Origin of the sequence: Paenibacillus sp. BIC5C1 (assembly GCF_032399705.1) — a bacterium.
In the GTDB taxonomy this organism is placed as follows: Bacteria; Bacillota; Bacilli; order Paenibacillales; family Paenibacillaceae; genus Paenibacillus; species Paenibacillus taichungensis_A.
Window position 1 is genome coordinate 1,539,321 of sequence record NZ_CP135922.1, and the last position, 19,089, is coordinate 1,558,409.

Below are 19,089 nucleotides of genomic sequence, written 5' to 3' on the forward strand. Positions count from 1 at the left end.
CACTCCTTCAAAAGAAAATTTTGTAAAAGGAACTCTCCTGTTTATTACTGATTACTGCCCCGATAGGTTTCAAGAGAGTAGATTGTGATATCCATTCCTCTATAGAACTCACAACGATCAGGAGCCAAATACAGCATAGAGGAGCTTGGAATTTAAGAGGCATCTGCACAAGGTTGTGGTTCACTTTGACCCGTTGACCGGGGAAGCGACTGCCGGAAAAATATAAGAGCACCGATACCCATCAATACATACAGGCCAGCCATTGCATAAGAAGGCAGAAAGGCTCCCATCGTTAGGCCAAGACTCCCCAGCAGAGCGGCCGTGTTATAACTCATGCCGTCAGCGGCCATATAGGCAGCACGGTCGGAGTCGGGAATCATGCCAGCAAGCATGACCTGACGGACAGGCGCATACATGATTTCACCAATGGTTAACAGTACAGCGGATGTAATAAGCAGCCAGGCCCAATTGCTAAAAGCGAGCACGGCAAAACCAGTAGTGTACAGACACATGCCAACGGTCATGATAAATCTGGATTGGAAACGCCCCAGCCATTTGGAGAATGGAATGGCCATGATTACGACGAGTACAGTGTTAATCGCCATGATCAGACTGAACATCTGCAGACCTGAGATGTCCCAACGGAACAGTTGGGCGTTGAATTCATTTTTCAGACGAACGGCGATGTATTTATCCATTTGGAACTCCAGAGAGACAGCCAGTACCGTTGCGGTGAAAAACACCATAAAACGCTTGTCCCTAAGTACATCACTATACGTTTTCAGTATATTTCTATTAATTGGGGCATTAAGCTGCTTGAAGTGTTTATTATCCATTGTTTCATGAATATAGAACAAGAGAATAAATAATGTAACCAGGCTCTCTATGCATACCAGACTGAACAAAATGAAGCGGAAGGACTCGAATAATAACCCGCCCATCAGCGCACCAATCGTAACGGCAACGTTGGTGGTCCAATATTGCAGCCCATAGACATACTGACGTTCATGTTCATTGCTCACGTCTACAATCATGGCATTGGCAATGGGCCCGGTGATACCCGAGCTGATGCTGCTAAGCAGAAACATTGCACAAGTTAAAGGAACGGAGTCGAGCCATGGGGAGTTAGCGGCAGCCAGCCAGAACAGGGCGAATACCTGCAGCAGTTGGGCGATGACCGTCAGTTTCTTGCGCCCGACTCGGTCAGACCAGTATCCTGCGCCCAAGCCAACAATCATGGAGGCAGCAATATTAACGGTTAACAGCATGCCTGCCCAGCCTGCACCAATCTGGACACTCAGATAAATCGCCATAAAAGGAATAATGGATTTCTGAGTTAGATCCGTAAAAAAATCAGTAATGATACGAATCTTGATGTTGCGATGTAAATCAGTATATTTCATGTGCAGTTTTCTTCCTTCCCGTTGGTGTTGTCGATGTACCTGAGTATAATGGAGGAAAACCTGAAGAAAAACTGTAGAAGCGTACGAGTCAATTTCGTATTTTACTCAGGGGAAGGAAAGGCAGGGATAGTTGTGGAGGTCATGGATCATTATATTCAGCTTCGCATGGCCTTTTCGAATGTAGACGAAGAGGAAGAAATACATACAACGATTGGTGAACTGGCGAATCATTTATGTTGTACGATGCGCAATATGAATCTGATAATGAACAAATTTATGGATCATGGCTGGATCAGATGGAGCCCACAACGCGGCAGAGGGAAGACATCGGTGCTCGTTTTTTGCCATCCACTGTTACAGGCTGTTCAGGAACGATTTGATCAACTGTTGCAGGGAAACAAGCTGGAAGAGGCCTATGTGCTGGCTTCAACGATGCCGTTCTCGATGAGAGAAATATTGTTGCAAGGATTGCAAGGTCAGTTCGGTCTGCGTTCCGATCACGGCGCTCGAGGAAGAGTTGATACGCTTCGAATTCCACAGGAGACTGCCTTTGAGACATTGGACCCGACCCGAGCTTACATGTGGGGAGAAGTTGGAATTGTTGCGCAGGTATTTGATCGCTTGGTGCAGTACAACGCCGAACGCCAAGTCTGTGAACCGAGTCTTGCCGTTGCATGGGAGAGCAACCCTGATGGAACAGAGTGGACCTTTTATTTACACAAAGGCATACTCTTTCACCATGGCAGAATGCTTGATGCAGAGGACGTAAGATATACATTTGAACGGATTATTTCCGATCAGGAGAACCCCTGCAGGGCACTGTTTGGTTCCATTCATCACATAGAAACGTTCGACGAGCTAATGGTGCGCTTTGTGTTGCGGTTTCCCAACTTTATGTTCCCGGATTTGATGAGCAGCATGAATGCATCCATCTTGCCACATGATGTGGAACTTGACCCGATGCATCCGATTGGTACGGGGCCTTACCGATTGACACGTAATCATCCCAAGCTGCTTGTGCTGGAGGTATTCCCCTCCTATTTTAGGGGGCGGGCATTTATTGATAGGGTTGAAATATGGCAGCTTCCTCAGACGGGTCTAGTGGAGTCAGTGATCAAACAGGACTTGTTTCCAGATGGACAGGCTCGTGCGGTTCAACATGAGGTTCAGGGCGGCGTTTATATGACTTTTAATATGCGAAAAGCAGGCCCACAGCAGGATTTATACTTTCGTCAGGCTGTTCAGCAATTGATGGATCCACAGGAGATGATGGGGGCATTGGCACACTCAGGTGTACAGGCTGCATATAGCTTGGTTCGGGATAATTCCAAGGAAAAGCGGGTGCTTGAACGGATAGAATTGAAGCCAACAGCCCTCTCTGCGGACGCTTCCCTTGTAAGAGCTTCAGAGCTGTTACAACGAAGCAGTTATGCAGGCCAGATCGTGAGTGTATGGGTAGAGGAAGGCGAGAAAATGGAGACAGACATGGCCTGGTTCGCACATCGTTGTGCGCTTATTGGACTGAAAGTGAGTGTTACGCCAGGTAATCCGGTAGATGCCGTGTACCATGATGAATTCGCCTCTTATGATGTGATTTATACGGGTGAAGTGTTCGATGAGCATGTGACGCTGAGTCTACTAACGATGTATACGTTCCATAATACGCTGTTCCTCATGGCACTGGATGACGAGCGAAAAAGCGAGCTGGAACGTGAATGCAGACACGTCGTTATGATCCAGGATAGTGCTGAACGATTGCGTACGCTAATGACGTTGGAGGAACGGCTCATTCAAGAGGCCTTGCTCCTGCCTACATACAGCTTCAGGGAAGAACATGCACACCACGTTTCGCTTCAAGATTATCGTGTAGTAGCATTCGGTATGCCTGATCTGCGTCGATTGTGGGTGAAGAGAAGTCCGAATACTGAAGAAGATACTGCGAGTTATCCGGCGTATATCCCATTGTGGTAAAGAATGTAATTACTACAATGGGATAGGCTGGAGGGGATGTTTTTATACTGAAGGCGTCTTAATAAATTCAATCGGATTCGTGCCTGGTTCGAGCAACAATGGTATGGATATAGAGCTTATTGTATCTTGTTCATCTGCCTTAAACGTAAAAGTGATTTTCAAGCCAAACAGGACAAGCTCTACGGAAAACGTATCTTTTCCAGTGTATTCCATAGGCATTTCAATGGCATTCAAAGTGGCCTGTAAACCATCGTTCGACTGTTGAATAACGATTTCGCCGTAACCCGGATGGCTATAACTTCCCGCATACGCAGATAAAGGACGATCATGGGGATGAACCTGAGTTTCTACAGATTTTTCCTCAACAGAGGTTTCTGGAGTAGCTGGTGTTTCTATGGTGTTTGTTGCTGCTTCGGAATCAGTTGATTCTCCAGTCATTAATTTGGCTAATCTCCCGCTCCAATCTACAGGTTCCAATCCAAGCAAACGATCAATAACGTTAAAAGAAATCGTATAGGGAAGAATGCTTCCATTGGTATTGCAAAGGACTACAACACCGATCTGTTCCTCCGGTAAAAAGGCGACCTGTGAAGCGAATCCATCAATTGCCCCACCGTGATGAATCATGGCGTGTCCGCGATAAGAATCAATCATCCAGCCCAGACCATACGTGCTAACAGGTAGCTCTTTGCAGTGGAACGGTGAATCACTAGCCATTTGCGGGCTGCGTGTAATAGCCAACTGTTCTTTGGAAATCAGCTGTTTCCCACCCTGTTGCCCTTGATTCAATTGAAATTGCACCCAGGCGATCATATCAACCAGATTGCTGTTAATGGAGCCAGCAGGGCCTACGGCATCTAGTTTCCGAAAAGGTATCCGCGTATTCTCACCGTTTTGATCCATATAGGGGAATGCAAAGTCAGGTTGATTCTGCATCTCATCAACAGAGAAGACACTTGAATTCATACCAAGTGGATTAAACAGGGACTCCTGGACAACATTCTCCCATGAAGTTCCTTTGAGTTGACCCACCAGATAACCAGCTGCCATATACATCAGGTTCTGATATTGCCACTTGTTCCGAAAGTCCTCATTAGGCTCCAGATACTGAAGCGCGTTTACGAGTTCTTCTCTGCTCCGTGATGAGTTGTACCATGCCATATCGTGCCTTGGAAGTCCGGAGCGATGACAGAGCATATCGCGGATGGTCAGGCGTTCTGTGGCTACAGGATCGAACATTTTGAAGTCTTTCAAATACGTTCTGACAGGTGTGTCCCACTTCAGAATGTCCTGATCGACGAGCAGGGCGGCGGTTGATGCTGTGAAGGCTTTGGTACTTGAACCGATTGCGAATAAGGTATGGGGGGTGACTTCAAGCTTGGACTCCAGGTCGCGATAACCGTATCCTTTTTGCAAAATGACTTCATCCTTGTGGATAACCGCTACGGCGACACCTACTCCTTTCCAACGTTGAAGCTGCTCTTCCACAAAATCATCCAATCCATTCAGCAATGAGTGAAGGTAGGTTGTGTTCATTATTTTCCTCCAGTTTAAAATAGAGTTGTACATCAATTCAGCTACATAATAGTGGTATGTAATACATTGGTTGGGTTGTTATCTGTATTTACTATGAAGAATATGGTTGGATTTTACATCCTACCCGAGACTGATTTTGTTACCAGACAGGGTATTGCGGCACTAGATGATGCAATGCTTGTCAAACTAGTCCGCATATATCGAACAAGTCCCTCATAACATGTACTAATCAAGTAGGGGTTCTGCTGTACGCACAATCCTGAAGTGAAAACATGTGCTAAAGGGGATGATGTCATGCGCCGAATATCATGGATGCTTGCCATGGTATTGGTCTTATCGACCTTACTTGCCGCCTGCGGGAAGAAGGATGCGGCAGCCGTGGTCAAAGATCTGAACGAAGTCGTAGGAGAAATGGAAAGTTATCAGGGGGCAGGCGTTATGACGCTGCATACCGGAGATACGCCGCAGCAGTACAAGGTCGAGGTATGGCATCAAAAGCCTTCATATTATCGTATCGCGTTAACCAATGCCAAAAAAGATGTAACGCAAATTGTACTGCGCAATGATGAGGGCGTATTTGTCCTGACGCCGAGCCAGAACAAAAGCTTCCGTTTCCAGAGTAACTGGCCGGATAACCAAGGCCAGGTTTACCTCTACGAGACGCTGATCCGCAGCATAACAGGTGATTCGACCCGCCAGTTTGCCGATGAGAAGGAAAGCTATGTATTCGATGTAGCTGCCAACTACAATACACATGCATTGGTCAGACAGAAAATATGGTTAAACAAAAGTGATTACGCTCCAAAACAGGTTGAAGTATCCGATTCGAATGCCAATGTGGTGGTCGATGTGAAGTTCGATAGCTTCAAATTTGGTACCGCATTTGAGAAAGACGCTTTTGACATGCAGCGTAATATGACTGCTGCTACTGAAAATGGAGGCAAGCCAGGTGCTGACTCAGGCGCGGCTCCTGCTGGGGATGGTAAAGAAACTACCAATCCTCAATCTGCAACAGAGGAAGGTTCTGCATCGAATCCAAGCGGAACCGTTAGTGACGGACAGACGGGTGTGAGTGATAACGCCGAGCAGCAAGGTTCAGAAGATCCAGCCAGCGGGCAAGGAACCGAAGAACCTACATCGGCTGAGCCGGAAGGTACAGGCAGCTTCGGAGTTATTCAGCCGACATATGCCCCGGAAGGGGTCAAACTGAAAGACGATCAGATCGTGGAAGGATCAGGAGACTATTCGGTTATGCTTCGCTACGAAGGAACATATAACTACACGATTTTTGAAGCGCGGCCGCAGGACAGAGCCGTATCGCTTGCCCCATCGCGTGTTCTGGATCTTGGATTCACCCTCGGTATGATAAGCGGAGATGCGTTGCAGACACTCACATGGATGTCAGATGGAGTAGAGTACAGGATTACAAGCGCAGATTTGCCAGATAATGAGATGATACAGATTGCGACCTCCATGCAGGAAGAGTCAGGGAAATGATTTGGAAAGTATAGTCGTCCTAACATAAGGAATGCTAAGAAGCATCGGAGATATTCTCCGGTGCTTTGCTGCATATAGAGGTCATCTTTCCTGCCTTATAGCAGTGATTCACAGGATTTGATTTCCGTTGAAACTAAAGGTATCAACAGCCGATGATCCTGCGTAAGATAAGCAAGGGATTAGGTCCAGTGGACTCAATAATGCAAAACACGCTTCTACGCGGGAGGAACCGGGTAATTAATACGATATAAGCAGATAAGTTGCGTTATGCAGAGGTGATTATCTCATTCATGGTCTGGCTTATAGGTCTTATTCGGCGTTTGCTCCCGACTCCGGGATAGCGCTCCTGTATGTGTTTTGGACTGCAGATCTTCCGTTCATTTGACAGTCACATGCTTGAGCATTACGATGGAGTCTGACGTGAGCCGGATTAAGATGATTAGAGAAGGTGACTTAACGTGCAAGAACAATATCGGCCGACCCAAGCGGAAATCAATTTGGATCATTTGTGCACCAACGTAGACGCTTTCCGCGAAGCATTGCCGCAAGGCATGAAACTGCTCGCTTGTGTGAAGGCAAATGCCTATGGGCATGGAGCAGTGGAAACGGCCAGAGAGCTGGAACGAGTTGGTGTGGATTACTTAAGTGTAGCTTTTCTTGACGAAGCGCTTGAATTGCGACAACACGGAATTACCCTTCCGATTCTAGTATTGGGCTACACGCCGCCAGAAGGCATAGCTGAAGCCTGGAGACATGATGTAACCATTACGCTATTCAGTAGAGAAGTACTCGAAGCCATTCAACATTTGGAAACGGGCACATCCTCTCGTAAGCTGAAGGTTCACATTAAAATCGACAGCGGTATGGGCAGGCTTGGTCTGTTGCCTGGCGATGAGGCACTTGCTTTTATTCAGGAAGCAGCCAAGGTGAATCAGGTCATGCTGGAAGGCATGTTTACCCATTTTGCCAAGGCGGATGAAAAAGACAAGACCTATACACTGGAGCAGTATCGACGGTTCCGAGGCGTGGTTGATGCGCTGCGGGATCAGGGATGTGTCATCCCGATTATACATACGGCGAACAGCGCCGCCGCCATTGATACGCCGGAATTGTCCTACGATATGGTGCGTGTGGGAATCAGCCTTTACGGACTGTATCCTACGGCAGAGGTGAATCATCAGGTGGTGAAGCTGTCCCCGGTATTGACACTGAAGACGAAGGCGGTTCTGGTCAAAACGTTGCCGCCCCATTGGGGTGTCAGCTACGGAACCCGTTATGTAACACATGGGAACGAACGAATAGCGACCCTGCCTATCGGCTATGCAGACGGATTTTCAAGAATGCTGTCAGGTAAAGCACAAGTACTTGTGCGCGGCCGCCGTGTTCCCGTCGTCGGTACGATCTGCATGGATCAGTGTATGGTGTCGCTACAATCTTTTGCAGCAGAAGCAGAAGAAATTCAAGTCGGCGAAGAGGTTGTTATCATCGGTCACCAATCGGGTGCAGTCATAACTGCAGACGAGGTGGCATCTCAGCTCGGTACAATTCACTACGAAGTGATCTGCATGATGGCGCATCGAATCCCGCGGGTTTATACCCGTCATGGAGCAGTAGTCGCCAGAATCAATCCTCTTTTGACATCCTGATAGCTGGACTGGACGCTATTTCCAATAAACTTTTTTTCAGAACAGAAGGAAAACTGTCGGAGCATCTCGAATTATGAATGATGACTGGGATGAAAAATCCTGAAAAGAGATGTTTGGTCTGTACGAATAATGTTCCCCGTGTTTATAATGGAGTACAGCATACTTGATATACTCGGGGCATATATATTCCTTTGTATAAAAGTTCTGGAAAAACGTAATACTGGTTCACAATGGCGAAAGGTTTGTGGGGGTGGAAGAAAGGTGGCCAACTTGCAGAACACCAAGCGGATCATGATCAGTTTGCCTGATTATCTTTTGCAAGAAGTGGATGGCATCGTAGCGCTGGAGAATTCCAACCGCAGCGAATTGATTAGGCAGGCCATGAAGCTGTATTTGACGGAGCGTAAGAAACGTTACATCCGTGAATCGATGCAGCGAGGGTACATGGAGATGGCGAAGATTAACCTCACCATGGCATCCGAGGCCTTTCACGCGGAGGAAGATGCGGACAGCACTCTGGACCGCTTAGTTAGCGGGGTGTAGACATTGATCGTAAAACGCGGTGACGTTTTTTTTGCGGATCTTTCTCCCGTTGTCGGTTCCGAGCAAGGTGGAGTCAGGCCGGTTCTGGTCATCCAGAATGACATCGGCAACCGGTTTAGTCCTACTTGTATTGTGGCGGCGATTACCGCCCAGATCCAAAAGGCAAAGCTGCCGACGCATGTGGAGATTGATGCGGCGGCACACGGCTTTGACCGGGACTCGGTTATTTTGCTCGAACAAATACGGACGATTGATAAGCAGAGGCTGACCGACAAGATTACCCATCTGGACGAGGAGACCATGAAACTGGTCAACGAAGCCTTACAGATCAGCCTGGGTTTAATCGATTTTTAAGGCATCCGGCAGTTGTTTCTTTGTTCTGCCGCGCCGTCCGTAGACAATGGATGTTCCTTTCAGGAACACACAATTTCAGACAGCAATCAAGAGAGCGTACAACAGCCTAACGGCCGGGGTACGCTCTTTTGATTAAAGCTTCATGAAAGCGTAGAACATTGTGAAGCTTTTCGTTATAATGATACCTGAGAAACCGTTTACGTTAAACGACATATATAGAGGTGGAGGAGACATATGAGCATTTATATTGATCAGGAGAAACTTCAATTTCATCTACAGACTCAAAAGGCAAGTTATGTATTTCAGGTCCTGCCTTCGGGATATTTGGTACATTTATATTATGGCAAAAAACTGCGTGATACTGATCTGAGCTGGCTTCATGTGCGTACAGAGCGTGCTTCGTTCAGCCCGAATCCGGTGCCGGAAGATCGGACGATCTCTTTCGACACATTGGCGCAAGAATTGCCCGTATACGGGACGAGTGATTTCCGTAATCCGGTAATTCAACTACAGCTTGAGAATGGTTCAACCGTTTCAGAGTTTACGTATACAGGCCACCGATTGATCAAAGGAAAGGCAGCGCTTACGGGACTGCCAGCAACTTATGTCGAGTCTGACGATGAAGCCGAGACACTCATCGTTGAACTGGAAGACCGTGTTGCAGGGATCAAGATTGAACTTAGCTACACGGCCTTTACAGCATTTAATGCGATTACGCGTTCCATGCGCATCATTAATGAGAGCGCTACCTCGGTCAATATTGCTCGTGCGCTCAGTTCTTCCGTTGATTTCCCGCATGCCGATTACGAATTGCTGCAACTGTCAGGAGCATGGACTCGTGAACGGGACATCGTTCGCAGACCGCTTGCTTCCGGCCTGCAAGGCATCGAGAGTCGTCGCGGCTCAAGCAGTCACCAGCAGAACCCGTTCATTGCACTGATGACACCGGGTACAGACGAGGATCAGGGTGAAGTCTACGGGTTCAGTCTTGTATATAGCGGCAGCTTTACTGCACAGGCAGAAGTGGACCAGTTCCACACCACTCGTGTATCGCTGGGAATCAATCCGTTTGAGTTCAGCTGGAAGCTGGATTCGCAGGAGTCATTCCAGACACCTGAGACGGTCATGGTTTATTCGGATGCAGGTCTGGATGGCATGTCCCAGTCGTATCATGAATTGTACCGGGAGAGACTGGCACGCGGACAATTCCGCAATGCAGAGCGTCCGGTTCTGGTCAACAACTGGGAAGCGACCTATTTCGGCTTCAATGCAGATAAAATTGAGCAGATCGCCCAGGCGGGGAAGAAGCTTGGCATTGAACTGTTCGTACTGGATGATGGATGGTTTGGACATCGAGACAGTGATAACTCCTCACTCGGTGACTGGATTGTGGACAAGAACAAACTGCCACAAGGCCTGGATGATTTGGCCAACCGGGTAACCAGTCTGGACATGCAGTTCGGATTATGGTTCGAGCCGGAGATGATTTCGCCAGACAGCGAATTGTACCGTGCTCATCCGGACTGGTGTCTGCATGTGCCGGATCGCCGCCGGACGGAAGGGCGCCAACAATTGGTACTCGATTACTCCCGTCAGGATGTGCGTGATGAGATTGTACGCATGCTAAGCGATGTGCTTGGATCTGCGCCGATCACTTATGTGAAATGGGACATGAACCGGAATATGACGGAGATAGGTTCTGCATTGCTGCCAGCAGACAGACAGCGCGAGACTGCGCATCGCTACATGCTCGGGCTGTATGATGTTATGGAACGAATCACTTCAGCGTTCCCGAACATCCTGTTCGAGAGCTGTTCAGGTGGTGGTGGCCGCTTCGATCCAGGCATGCTGTATTACATGCCACAGACGTGGACCAGCGATAATACGGACGCGATATCCCGTTTGCGTATTCAGTATGGTACAAGCCTGGTATATCCGGTAAGTTCAATGGGGTCACATATTTCAGCTGTACCTAATCACCAGGTCAATCGAATTACTTCTCTAGAAATTCGTGGACATGTCGCGATGTCGGGTAACTTTGGATACGAGTTGGATTTGACTCGTTTCACAGAGGAAGAGAATGCCATTGTAAAGGCGCAGGTTGAGCTGTACAAAGAAATTCGGGGAACCATCCAATACGGAACGTTCCGGCGCTTGCTAAGTCCGTTTGAGGGAAATGAAACGGCCTGGATGTTTATTGCACCAGATGGCAGAGAAGCTGTTGTATTCTACTTCCGTGTGCTGTCTGAACCGAATGCACCGCTCCAACGTCTGAAGCTGAAGGGCCTGGACCCTGATGCGGATTACCGCCTGAAAGGTGGCTCCGAGACGTTTACCGGGGATGCGCTGATGTATGGTGGGATCTCTGTAGGCCGTGCATCGGGAGACTATCTGAGTGAAATGTTCCGCTTCGAACGGGTATAATAAACTGGCGTGATTGCAGTGTTTATCAGGGGAGACCGGAAGACGTCGGGGAGACGTTTTTCGGTTTTTTTCTAATGGCTGAGAGTAAGATTTGATACGTAATCTCAATTGTAAGAACTTGTAACCTGGACGAATGCTGGAAATCTGAACGGGATTTTGTGATAATATAGGGGAGAGGAATCTGCATGATGCAGGTTCGATACTGTGATTACAGCAGCAAAGCTGCCCTGAACAAGCTTCAACTGAACGATTCAGGAAGGAAAGAGGGATTTATTTGTCTGAACAGGAAACGGTTCTGGAACCCAATGAAGAAACAATAAAGGCAGAACGCCATGAACGAATCATCAAACAGGTAGCCAAGGAACTGTCACTGTCCTTGAAGCAGGTCCGCACTACGTCGGAGCTTCTGGACGAAGGCAATACGATTCCATTTATCGCCCGCTACCGTAAAGAAATGACTGGAGAGCTGGATGAGAACCAGCTGCGGCTCATTGAAGAGCGCATCGTTTACTTGCGCAATCTGGAAGACCGCAAAGTGGAAGTCATCCGTATTATAGAGGAACAAGGCAAGCTGACCGGAGAACTGAAACAGTCTATCACGCAGGCAGTTAAGCTGCAGGAAGTAGAGGACTTGTACCGTCCGTTTCGTCAGAAGCGGAAAACCCGTGCCAGTGTAGCGAAGGAAAAAGGTCTTGAACCACTCGCTGTCTGGATCTGGGGTCAACCGAAGCAAGGCAATGTCATGGAGGAAGCTGCGCGTTATATCAATGCTGAACTTGGGGTAGAAGATGCAGAGGTCGCACTTCAGGGAGCCAAAGACATTTTGGCTGAGAATATTGCAGATGATGCTGCTATTCGTGCGTGGATTCGTCGTTATACGCTCGATCATGGCATGCTGACTTCGGAAGCGAAGGATGCTGAGCAGGAATCTGTATATGAGAACTACTATGATTATCGTGAATTAGCCAAAAAAATGCCTCCTCACCGTATTCTTGCCATTAACCGCGGTGAACGTGAAAACATTTTGAAAGTGGGCCTGGACGTGCAGCCTGAACCGGCTCACCGCCATATGGAAGGACAAATCATTAAGGGTGAATCTGCGGTACAGGACGTTTTGCGTGATGTCATTGAAGATGCTTACAAACGATTGATTGCCCCTTCGATTGAGCGTGAGGTTCGTGCAGAGCTGACGGAAAAAGGCGAAAACCAAGCGATTTCCGTATTCTCCGCTAATCTTCGTAATCTGCTGCTTCAGCCGCCGATTCATGGAAAACGTGTGCTTGGTGTCGATCCTGCCTATCGTACCGGTTGTAAACTGGCTGTGGTCGATGATACGGGCAAGCTGCTGGAAGTGGCTGTTACGTACCCAACGCCACCGCACAACAAGAAGCGTGAAGCTGCCGAGGTTTTCCATCGGATGATCAAGCAATATGACATCGGGTTGATTGTCATCGGCAATGGTACCGGATCCCGTGAAACAGAACAGTTTGTTGCCGAGATTATTCAGGAGAACGGGGACGAAAGTCTCGTGTATCTGATCGTCAATGAAGCTGGAGCGAGTGTATATTCTGCATCCAAGCTGGCCCAGGAAGAATTCCCGGATCTGGACGTTGCTGAACGGAGTGCTGCTTCGATTGCCCGCCGGGTGCAAGACCCGCTGGCTGAGCTGGTTAAGATTGACCCTAAAGCCATTGGTGTAGGCCAATACCAGCACGACGTATCCCAAAAAATATTGGAAGAAAGCTTGAAGGCTGTTGTGGAATCCGCAGTTAACCATGTGGGCGTGGATGTGAACACGGCTTCGCCTTCACTGCTGTCCTATGTGGCGGGTGTAAATGCCACCATTGCCAAAAATATTGTGAAATACCGCGAAGAGAACGGCCGGTTCACGAATCGTCGCCAGTTGCAGAAGGTGCCGCGTCTGGGTGCCAAAACCTATGAGCAATGCGTAGGCTTTATGCGGATTGGCGAAGGCGAGAACCCGCTGGATCGCACACCGATTCACCCTGAATCGTATAAGGTCGTAGACCAGCTCTTTAAGGAGCTTCAGGTTGCGCTGGACAAGCTGGGCAGCAAGGAACTGTCTGTTCTCCTGTCGGAGCAACAACCGGAACAGCTGGCTGTGAAGCTGGATGTGGGTGTGCCTACACTGCGTGACATTCTGGACAGCTTGCAGCGTCCGGGTCGTGACCCGCGTGAGGAAATGCCGCTACCGATCTTCCGCACAGATGTGCTCAAAATTGAGGATCTGGTGGAAGGCATGGAGCTGCAAGGTACGGTTCGTAACGTGATCGACTTTGGTGCCTTTGTTGATATCGGCATCAAGAGTGACGGGCTTGTCCACATCTCACAGCTCAGTAACGGTTACGTCAAACATCCGATGGATGTTGTATCTGTCGGAGATAATGTAACGGTTTGGGTGATGAACGTGGATACCAAAAAAGGCCGTGTCGGCCTCACGATGAAGAAACCTGCCTCTTCTAAGCAGTCTTCCTAATCCAGACACAATGATCGGAGAACAGCCTTCCCTGTTATGGGAAGGCTGTTTGTTGTCAGCTATAATAGTACTGTTGCCCGTACTGTATTCTTCGAAGGGATTTTATGAAAGAAGTGAGAGCTTGAAGTGGACGGAGAGAGTGGCGTCAGGTTCTTAGAGTTCGCTGTCCGCGCTGCGCGGGGTGCCACTTGTCGGTTTGTTTCGGTAAAAGAACCAGCATTCGTTCAGCAGCTTGATCTGTCTGCTATCCTTTTTGTGAAATGCACGCATCAGTTGATTGCAAAGCCATTGAGGCAAGGGTATCTCCTCCTCTTGCATAATTCATCTGTACGTTAGCATATGTGGCAATAGCCTGGACTGTGCGAATTAACCCGTGATGAACACGGAAAAATCAATATCTAGACAGATATATGAGGACGGGGCTCATGAATGTAGGGTTGAAAAAAATGAAAAAAAGCGCAACCCTCCGCTTTTAGGAGATGCGCTTTTGGTTCCATCTGCATTAATAATAAGTCCAAAAGTAGATTAGAATGATTCCATCTCTTCTTCATACCATTGCTCTAGTTGTGCCTGAAGCGCCCGGATTTCAGTGAGCAGAGAAATCAAAGGATATTCACTCTCTTTTAGTGCTGAGAAGCTTTGTTCAAGCGCATTGATATAATCAAGGCCTCCGATGATGGAGAGTTGCTCGTCCAGGAGATCAAGATTGTCACATTCGGCGATTGCCCAAGGAAGAACAGGTACATCTGCTGCGGTAAGTTTGTCAATTTCTTTGTGTAGGCGCAGGTTGAGCGCACTGAGTTGATAAGCGTAATCGGCAGGCATTTCCACAAACTGCAATTGTTGTTCCTGCTGCAGGATGACGTAGCGCATTGTAGGCATAACGAGTAATAATCTCCCCTCATACATTCTACTTGACAGTGTAGCTCACGAAACGGTTAAAATTCAAGTATTATGGCGGAAAAACAAACAAATGGCCCAAGGGGTGTGAAAGGAGGACAAACTGATGGAAAATGAGGAATTGCAGCAATGGATTGAGCAGGTATCACTGGATCATTTCGGGGTTCCGTTCACTCACGAGGCGCTGTTTAACCGTCGTCTGACCACAACGGGTGGGCGTTACATGCTCAAGAGTCATCGAATAGAGATTAACCCTCATCAGCTCGAAGCTTATGGGCGGGAAGAGGTTGAGAAAATTATTAAGCATGAGCTGTGTCACTACCATCTGCATATTCGTGGACGCGGCTATCAACACCGGGACCCTGAATTCAAGGCCTTGTTGCAGAAGGTAGGCGGTTCGAGGTTCTGCCAGTCCCTTCCGGATGGAAAGGGAAGAAAGCCCTTACCGTATCGCTATAAGTTGGTGTGCAAGAGCTGCGGCACGGAATATTTACGTAAACGCAAAGTTGATCCGAAGAGGTATCGCTGTGGTCGATGTGCGGGCAAGTTGGGGATTCATACCATCTGAGGTGAACGAATTTGGCAGCACCACTCGTTACCACAGAGCCATGTGTACTGTGCTCTAGGTGACTATTAATAAGAGTATCAAAAGCTTATTAAGAAAGTCACCGAAGGCATGTTGACTTGGAATATTAATCATGATAAATTTAGGTTATTCAAGATTATTATTCCCTGATAGCTCAGTTGGTAGAGCACTCGACTGTTAATCGAGTTGTCACAGGTTCGAGCCCTGTTCGGGGAGCCATTCTTGGAGAGATACCCAAGTGGCTATAAGGGGACCCTCTGCTAAGGGGTTAGACTGCGTAAGCGGTGCGAGGGTTCGAATCCCTCTCTCTCCGTTCTGAATAAAACAAAACATAATCCCCCTCCTCAGTAACCTTTAACGGATACTGAGGAGGGGGATTTTTGTGTATCATTATTTTTCCAAGTACACAAGTACAGGAAAGAATGTTCTTTTTCCACCTATAATGAAATGTCCAGTACCTCATGAAGACCTTTCCTGCCAGCTTCCGTGACTTCCACCGAACGGCTACCTGTCTTCTGGCGAGTCCAGCCCAGTTCAGACAAGCGGCGTCCCAGTTCGTCTCCCAGTACTCCGGAGATATGGTGACGACGTTCACTCCAATCCAAACATTTGCGAGCCACAGCACGGCGTGATCCGGCTTTCCCTTCAAGCATAATGCCAAAAGAAGTGAACCATTGAATCCCTTTCTCTGTAATGTGGTAATCCTTGGCCTGCTCATCCTCAGGTTCTTCGAGATAACCTTTCCCCAATAAAGCTTCGCACAATGTTATCCCCAATTTTCCAGCCAGATGCCCATAACAGGTTCGAGCAAAGCTAAGATGCTGAAGCTGGTTGGACTGTTTGAGGGATCTCACTTGTACAGGTGCAGCGATACTACCCATCGTCTCAATCAGAAAAGCTACCTCTTTGCCTGCGAGACGATAGTATCGATGTCGTCCTTGCTGTTCAACGACGAGTAGCCCGCCTTCGACCAGCTTGGCGAGATGACTGCTTGCTGTTTGAGGAGTAACACCTGCCATGTATGCAAGTTCGCCGGCAGGAAGGGCACGACCATCCAACAAAGCTTCCAAAAAAACAGCACGACTGGGATCAGCAATTAATGATGCAATCACAGAAATATTCGGATATGTATTCATACTTCGATGATACCTTAACTATTGGTGTATTACAATTCAATCATGCATGAATTACAGTCCAAGAGATGGAAGGGATGGATTGCAGAATGGAGGAAGAAGTAATGTATACCAATGATAAAACGCAAGAAGAGTATAAACTGGAGAACCATAGGAACTTGAACAGAGAGCTGATGCAGCACGAGGTGATAACTCCAAGTATTTTGTACTATGGCACACCGGTATTGCTGCTGAGCACCTTAAATGAAGATGGAACGACAAACCTGTCTCCTCTTTCTTCATCATGGGCACTGGGTGACTGCCTGGTACTTGGAGTCGGTATTCAGGGCAAAGCCTTTGAGAACTTGAGTCGTCATCCCGAATGTGTGATTAATCTGCCGGATGCATCCATGTGGGAGCAGGTTGAGGGACTGGGGCGTTATACCGGAATATATCCCGTTCCGGGGGAGAAAAGGATGATGGGGTTTGAGTTTTGTGATGATAAATTTGCCATCTCTGGGCTGACACCCCAAAGTTCAATTCGAGTTGAGCCGGATAAAATAGCGGAGTGTCCGCTCCAGATTGAAGCCGCGGTACAACACATTCGTATTCCCGAACATACACCATTCATGGCGATTGTGGAAGTAAAGGCGTTGAAGGTACATGTACATACCCGCCTGATATCAGGTTTGAACAAGATTAACCCGGAGAAGTGGAATCCTTTAATTTATAATTTCCGACATTATTATGGACTTGGAGAAAGGCATGGGGAGAGTTTTCGGGCAGAGAAGTGATGTATATGGTCTGTATAGCATAGACAACCAATAAGTGATCCAGAATATATGAAGTGGTGCCGGTTGGGGTGCCGCTTCTTTCTATCTATATTGAGGCTACATTGAGATTTTAATGTGGGTAATCAAAACATTCGGTTATTTTATTAGGCAGGGATTGGGTAAATAGTAAAGAAAGATACATGTAAGCATATACATAAGAGAGGTGATGAACATGGAAATGGAATACTTAATGCGTGTACTCATAGCTGGCATATGCGGCGTGTTGATCGGATATGAGCGCAAGAACCGAATGAAGGAAGCGGGCATACGTACACACTTTGTTGTTGCAGTGGGTGCAGCATTGATGATGATTGTATCCAAGTATGGCTTTCAGGATCAGGCAGGGTGGGCGAATCTCTCGCTTGACCCCTCCAGGATTGCCGCACAGGTGGTCAGTGGGGTTGGCTTCATTGGAGCCGGGATGATCTTCACACAGCGCCACACGGTTCGGGGATTGACGACAGCGGCGGGAATTTGGGCGACCGCAGGGATGGGACTGGCTGTGGGTTCAGGATTGTATTGGACAGGGGCGGGGGTAACGCTGCTTATTGTTGTGGCCCAGATGCTGCTGCATCGGCCGACACGCTGGCTGGTGTCCGCGAGAACAGAGACGCTGACCATTCGTCTGCTAAAGGAAGGAGACACCCTCAAGAACGTTTTGGCTCTGCTGGGACAGGAGAAAATTTCGGTGGTCGGATTCAAAACCGAACAGCAAATAAGCACAGACTCCGGGGAGGAGACTGTACTTGAATTCACTCTGCAACTGCCTGGATCATATCGGGCCGAGCAATTAATTATTTTATTGCAGGATGTGCCTCACGTTCGATCGGTTGATATGAGGTGAATCTTGGAATTGCTAGGTAGTTATGCCGAACCATCAAGAAAATAGATTACTGACCGCTTTCAATGACAGTCTCCGGCCGGGAAACGGGCTTTCCTTCAAGAACACACTGAATGGCATGTGCGACACCATGCTCCACGTTGGTCAAAGAGATAGCCTGGGCAAGTGCCTTAATCTCTGGTTCAGCATTGCCCATGGCAATACCGAGTCCTGCCATTTTCAGCATGGATACATCGTTGAAGTTATCACCAATAGCTGCCGTATCTTCCATGGAGATGTTCAGATGAGCTGCCAGTTTGCTTAAGGCGTTACCTTTGGATACATCAGGGTGCTGCATTTCGAAGTTGTGTTCAGCGGATACCACCATGGCTACATCGGAGCGAGAAACAAAGTATTCGCGTCCCTGCTGCAATTGAGCCGGATCCAATGAAAAGGCCATAATATTGTAAATGTAAGCTTCGGAAGGGATGTCCTGATGGGAGTGTACGCGGTGATAGTCTTTCTTGTCATAGTGCTTTTTAACAGCTCGAATAAGGCGTTCAATATCTTCCCCAGGACTGGAACCCAGAATGCGATCCATCTCAGCGAGCATCGCCTCATGGCTGCTTATAGGGGCGTAAATACCCTGTTGTGTGGAGGCCTCGTAGTAGCAATGATGATCCTCCAGCCACTGCATGACGGACGCGGCCGTCTCTCGCTCGAGTGGAAGATGGAATAGGCGTTCACCGTTGGCATCATGGATGGTAGCTCCGTTGGAGCCGATAACTGGCGTGTTAATTCCGCCTTCGCTGCTTATAGTTAATACGTCGGAATAGACCCGTCCTGTAGCGATCGTAATCTTTAATCCCTCTTGTTGCGCCTTATGGATTGCAGCTGCGTTTTCCGGACTGATCTGACTGTCTCTGTTCAACAGGGTTCCATCTAAATCGGTAGCAAATAATTTCAT

Annotated in this window: 16 protein-coding genes and 2 tRNA genes; 12 read left to right on the top strand and 6 right to left on the bottom strand. The window is 48.0% G+C overall.

What is annotated here, in order from left to right; genetic code table 11:
* Positions 1 to 152: 152 nt before the first annotated feature.
* Positions 153 to 1,403 carry an MDR family MFS transporter gene (locus RS891_RS06865; protein ID WP_315794872.1) on the bottom strand — a complete coding sequence of 417 codons (1,251 nt, stop codon included), beginning with the start codon at positions 1,401 to 1,403 and terminating at the stop codon, positions 153 to 155.
* 141 nt (positions 1,404 to 1,544) lie between these two features.
* Here RS891_RS06865 and RS891_RS06870 point away from each other — a divergent pair, with 141 nt between their 5' ends.
* Positions 1,545 to 3,374, top strand: a complete 1,830-nt coding sequence (locus RS891_RS06870; RefSeq protein WP_315794873.1) for an ABC transporter substrate-binding protein — start codon at positions 1,545 to 1,547, stop codon at positions 3,372 to 3,374.
* A 42-nt stretch (positions 3,375 to 3,416) separates the two neighbouring features.
* On the opposite strand, the gene RS891_RS06875 is transcribed toward RS891_RS06870, so the two are convergent.
* On the bottom strand, positions 3,417 to 4,910 hold the full coding sequence (locus RS891_RS06875) for a serine hydrolase (RefSeq protein ID WP_315794874.1): 1,494 nt from the start codon (positions 4,908 to 4,910) through the stop codon (positions 3,417 to 3,419).
* Positions 4,911 to 5,204: 294 nt separating this feature from the next.
* On the opposite strand from RS891_RS06875, the gene RS891_RS06880 reads away from it, so the two are divergent.
* The 6 genes from RS891_RS06880 (at position 5,205) to RS891_RS06905 (ending at position 13,871) form a co-directional block, all read left to right on the top strand.
* A complete protein-coding gene (locus tag RS891_RS06880; protein ID WP_315794875.1) occupies positions 5,205 to 6,407 on the top strand; it encodes a DUF4367 domain-containing protein in 1,203 nt (400 codons plus the stop codon).
* A gap of 458 nt (positions 6,408 to 6,865) precedes the next feature.
* Positions 6,866 to 8,053: an alanine racemase gene (gene alr, locus RS891_RS06885; protein WP_315794876.1), complete on the top strand. Its 1,188-nt coding sequence runs from the start codon at positions 6,866 to 6,868 to the stop codon at positions 8,051 to 8,053.
* 261 nt (positions 8,054 to 8,314) lie between these two features.
* The gene (locus RS891_RS06890) at positions 8,315 to 8,596 is read left to right on the top strand and encodes a CopG family ribbon-helix-helix protein (protein WP_024630715.1); all 282 of its coding nucleotides are present in this window, start codon (positions 8,315 to 8,317) and stop codon (positions 8,594 to 8,596) included.
* 3 nt (positions 8,597 to 8,599) lie between these two features.
* Positions 8,600 to 8,950, top strand: a complete 351-nt coding sequence (locus tag RS891_RS06895) for a type II toxin-antitoxin system PemK/MazF family toxin (protein ID WP_024630714.1) — start codon at positions 8,600 to 8,602, stop codon at positions 8,948 to 8,950.
* Between the two features lie 234 nt (positions 8,951 to 9,184).
* A complete protein-coding gene (locus RS891_RS06900; protein WP_113051861.1) occupies positions 9,185 to 11,374 on the top strand; it encodes an alpha-galactosidase in 2,190 nt (729 codons plus the stop codon).
* Positions 11,375 to 11,648: 274 nt separating this feature from the next.
* On the top strand, positions 11,649 to 13,871 hold the full coding sequence (locus RS891_RS06905; protein ID WP_315794877.1) for a Tex family protein: 2,223 nt from the start codon (positions 11,649 to 11,651) through the stop codon (positions 13,869 to 13,871).
* A gap of 153 nt (positions 13,872 to 14,024) precedes the next feature.
* On the opposite strand, the gene cmpA is transcribed toward RS891_RS06905, so the two are convergent.
* Both cmpA and RS891_RS06915 read right to left on the bottom strand, forming a co-directional pair.
* Positions 14,025 to 14,168, bottom strand: coding sequence for a cortex morphogenetic protein CmpA (gene cmpA / locus RS891_RS06910; protein ID WP_090808144.1), 144 nt, complete (start codon positions 14,166 to 14,168; stop codon positions 14,025 to 14,027).
* Between the two features lie 228 nt (positions 14,169 to 14,396).
* The gene (locus RS891_RS06915; protein ID WP_113051863.1) at positions 14,397 to 14,753 is read right to left on the bottom strand and encodes a hydrolase/acyltransferase; all 357 of its coding nucleotides are present in this window, start codon (positions 14,751 to 14,753) and stop codon (positions 14,397 to 14,399) included.
* Positions 14,754 to 14,877: 124 nt separating this feature from the next.
* Between RS891_RS06915 and RS891_RS06920 the strand changes: the two genes are divergently transcribed.
* The 3 genes from RS891_RS06920 to RS891_RS06930 all read left to right on the top strand — a co-directional run bounded on the left by RS891_RS06920 (position 14,878) and on the right by RS891_RS06930 (position 15,670).
* Positions 14,878 to 15,339: a SprT family protein gene (locus tag RS891_RS06920; RefSeq protein WP_063564440.1), complete on the top strand. Its 462-nt coding sequence runs from the start codon at positions 14,878 to 14,880 to the stop codon at positions 15,337 to 15,339.
* Between the two features lie 161 nt (positions 15,340 to 15,500).
* Positions 15,501 to 15,576 (top strand) — tRNA-Asn (locus RS891_RS06925).
* Positions 15,577 to 15,581: 5 nt separating this feature from the next.
* Positions 15,582 to 15,670 (top strand) — tRNA-Ser (locus RS891_RS06930).
* Positions 15,671 to 15,794: 124 nt separating this feature from the next.
* Here the strand turns inward: RS891_RS06930 and RS891_RS06935 are convergent.
* On the bottom strand, positions 15,795 to 16,493 hold the full coding sequence (locus RS891_RS06935) for an ArsR/SmtB family transcription factor (RefSeq protein ID WP_315794878.1): 699 nt from the start codon (positions 16,491 to 16,493) through the stop codon (positions 15,795 to 15,797).
* Between the two features lie 170 nt (positions 16,494 to 16,663).
* Here RS891_RS06935 and RS891_RS06940 point away from each other — a divergent pair, with 170 nt between their 5' ends.
* Both RS891_RS06940 and RS891_RS06945 read left to right on the top strand, forming a co-directional pair.
* Complete coding sequence (locus RS891_RS06940) at positions 16,664 to 17,263, top strand: flavin reductase family protein (RefSeq protein WP_315796210.1); 600 nt, start codon at positions 16,664 to 16,666, stop codon at positions 17,261 to 17,263.
* 211 nt (positions 17,264 to 17,474) lie between these two features.
* Positions 17,475 to 18,146, top strand: a complete 672-nt coding sequence (locus RS891_RS06945; RefSeq protein WP_315794879.1) for an MgtC/SapB family protein — start codon at positions 17,475 to 17,477, stop codon at positions 18,144 to 18,146.
* 46 nt (positions 18,147 to 18,192) lie between these two features.
* On the opposite strand, the gene RS891_RS06950 is transcribed toward RS891_RS06945, so the two are convergent.
* The gene (locus RS891_RS06950) at positions 18,193 to 19,089 is read right to left on the bottom strand and encodes a Cof-type HAD-IIB family hydrolase (protein ID WP_315794880.1); all 897 of its coding nucleotides are present in this window, start codon (positions 19,087 to 19,089) and stop codon (positions 18,193 to 18,195) included.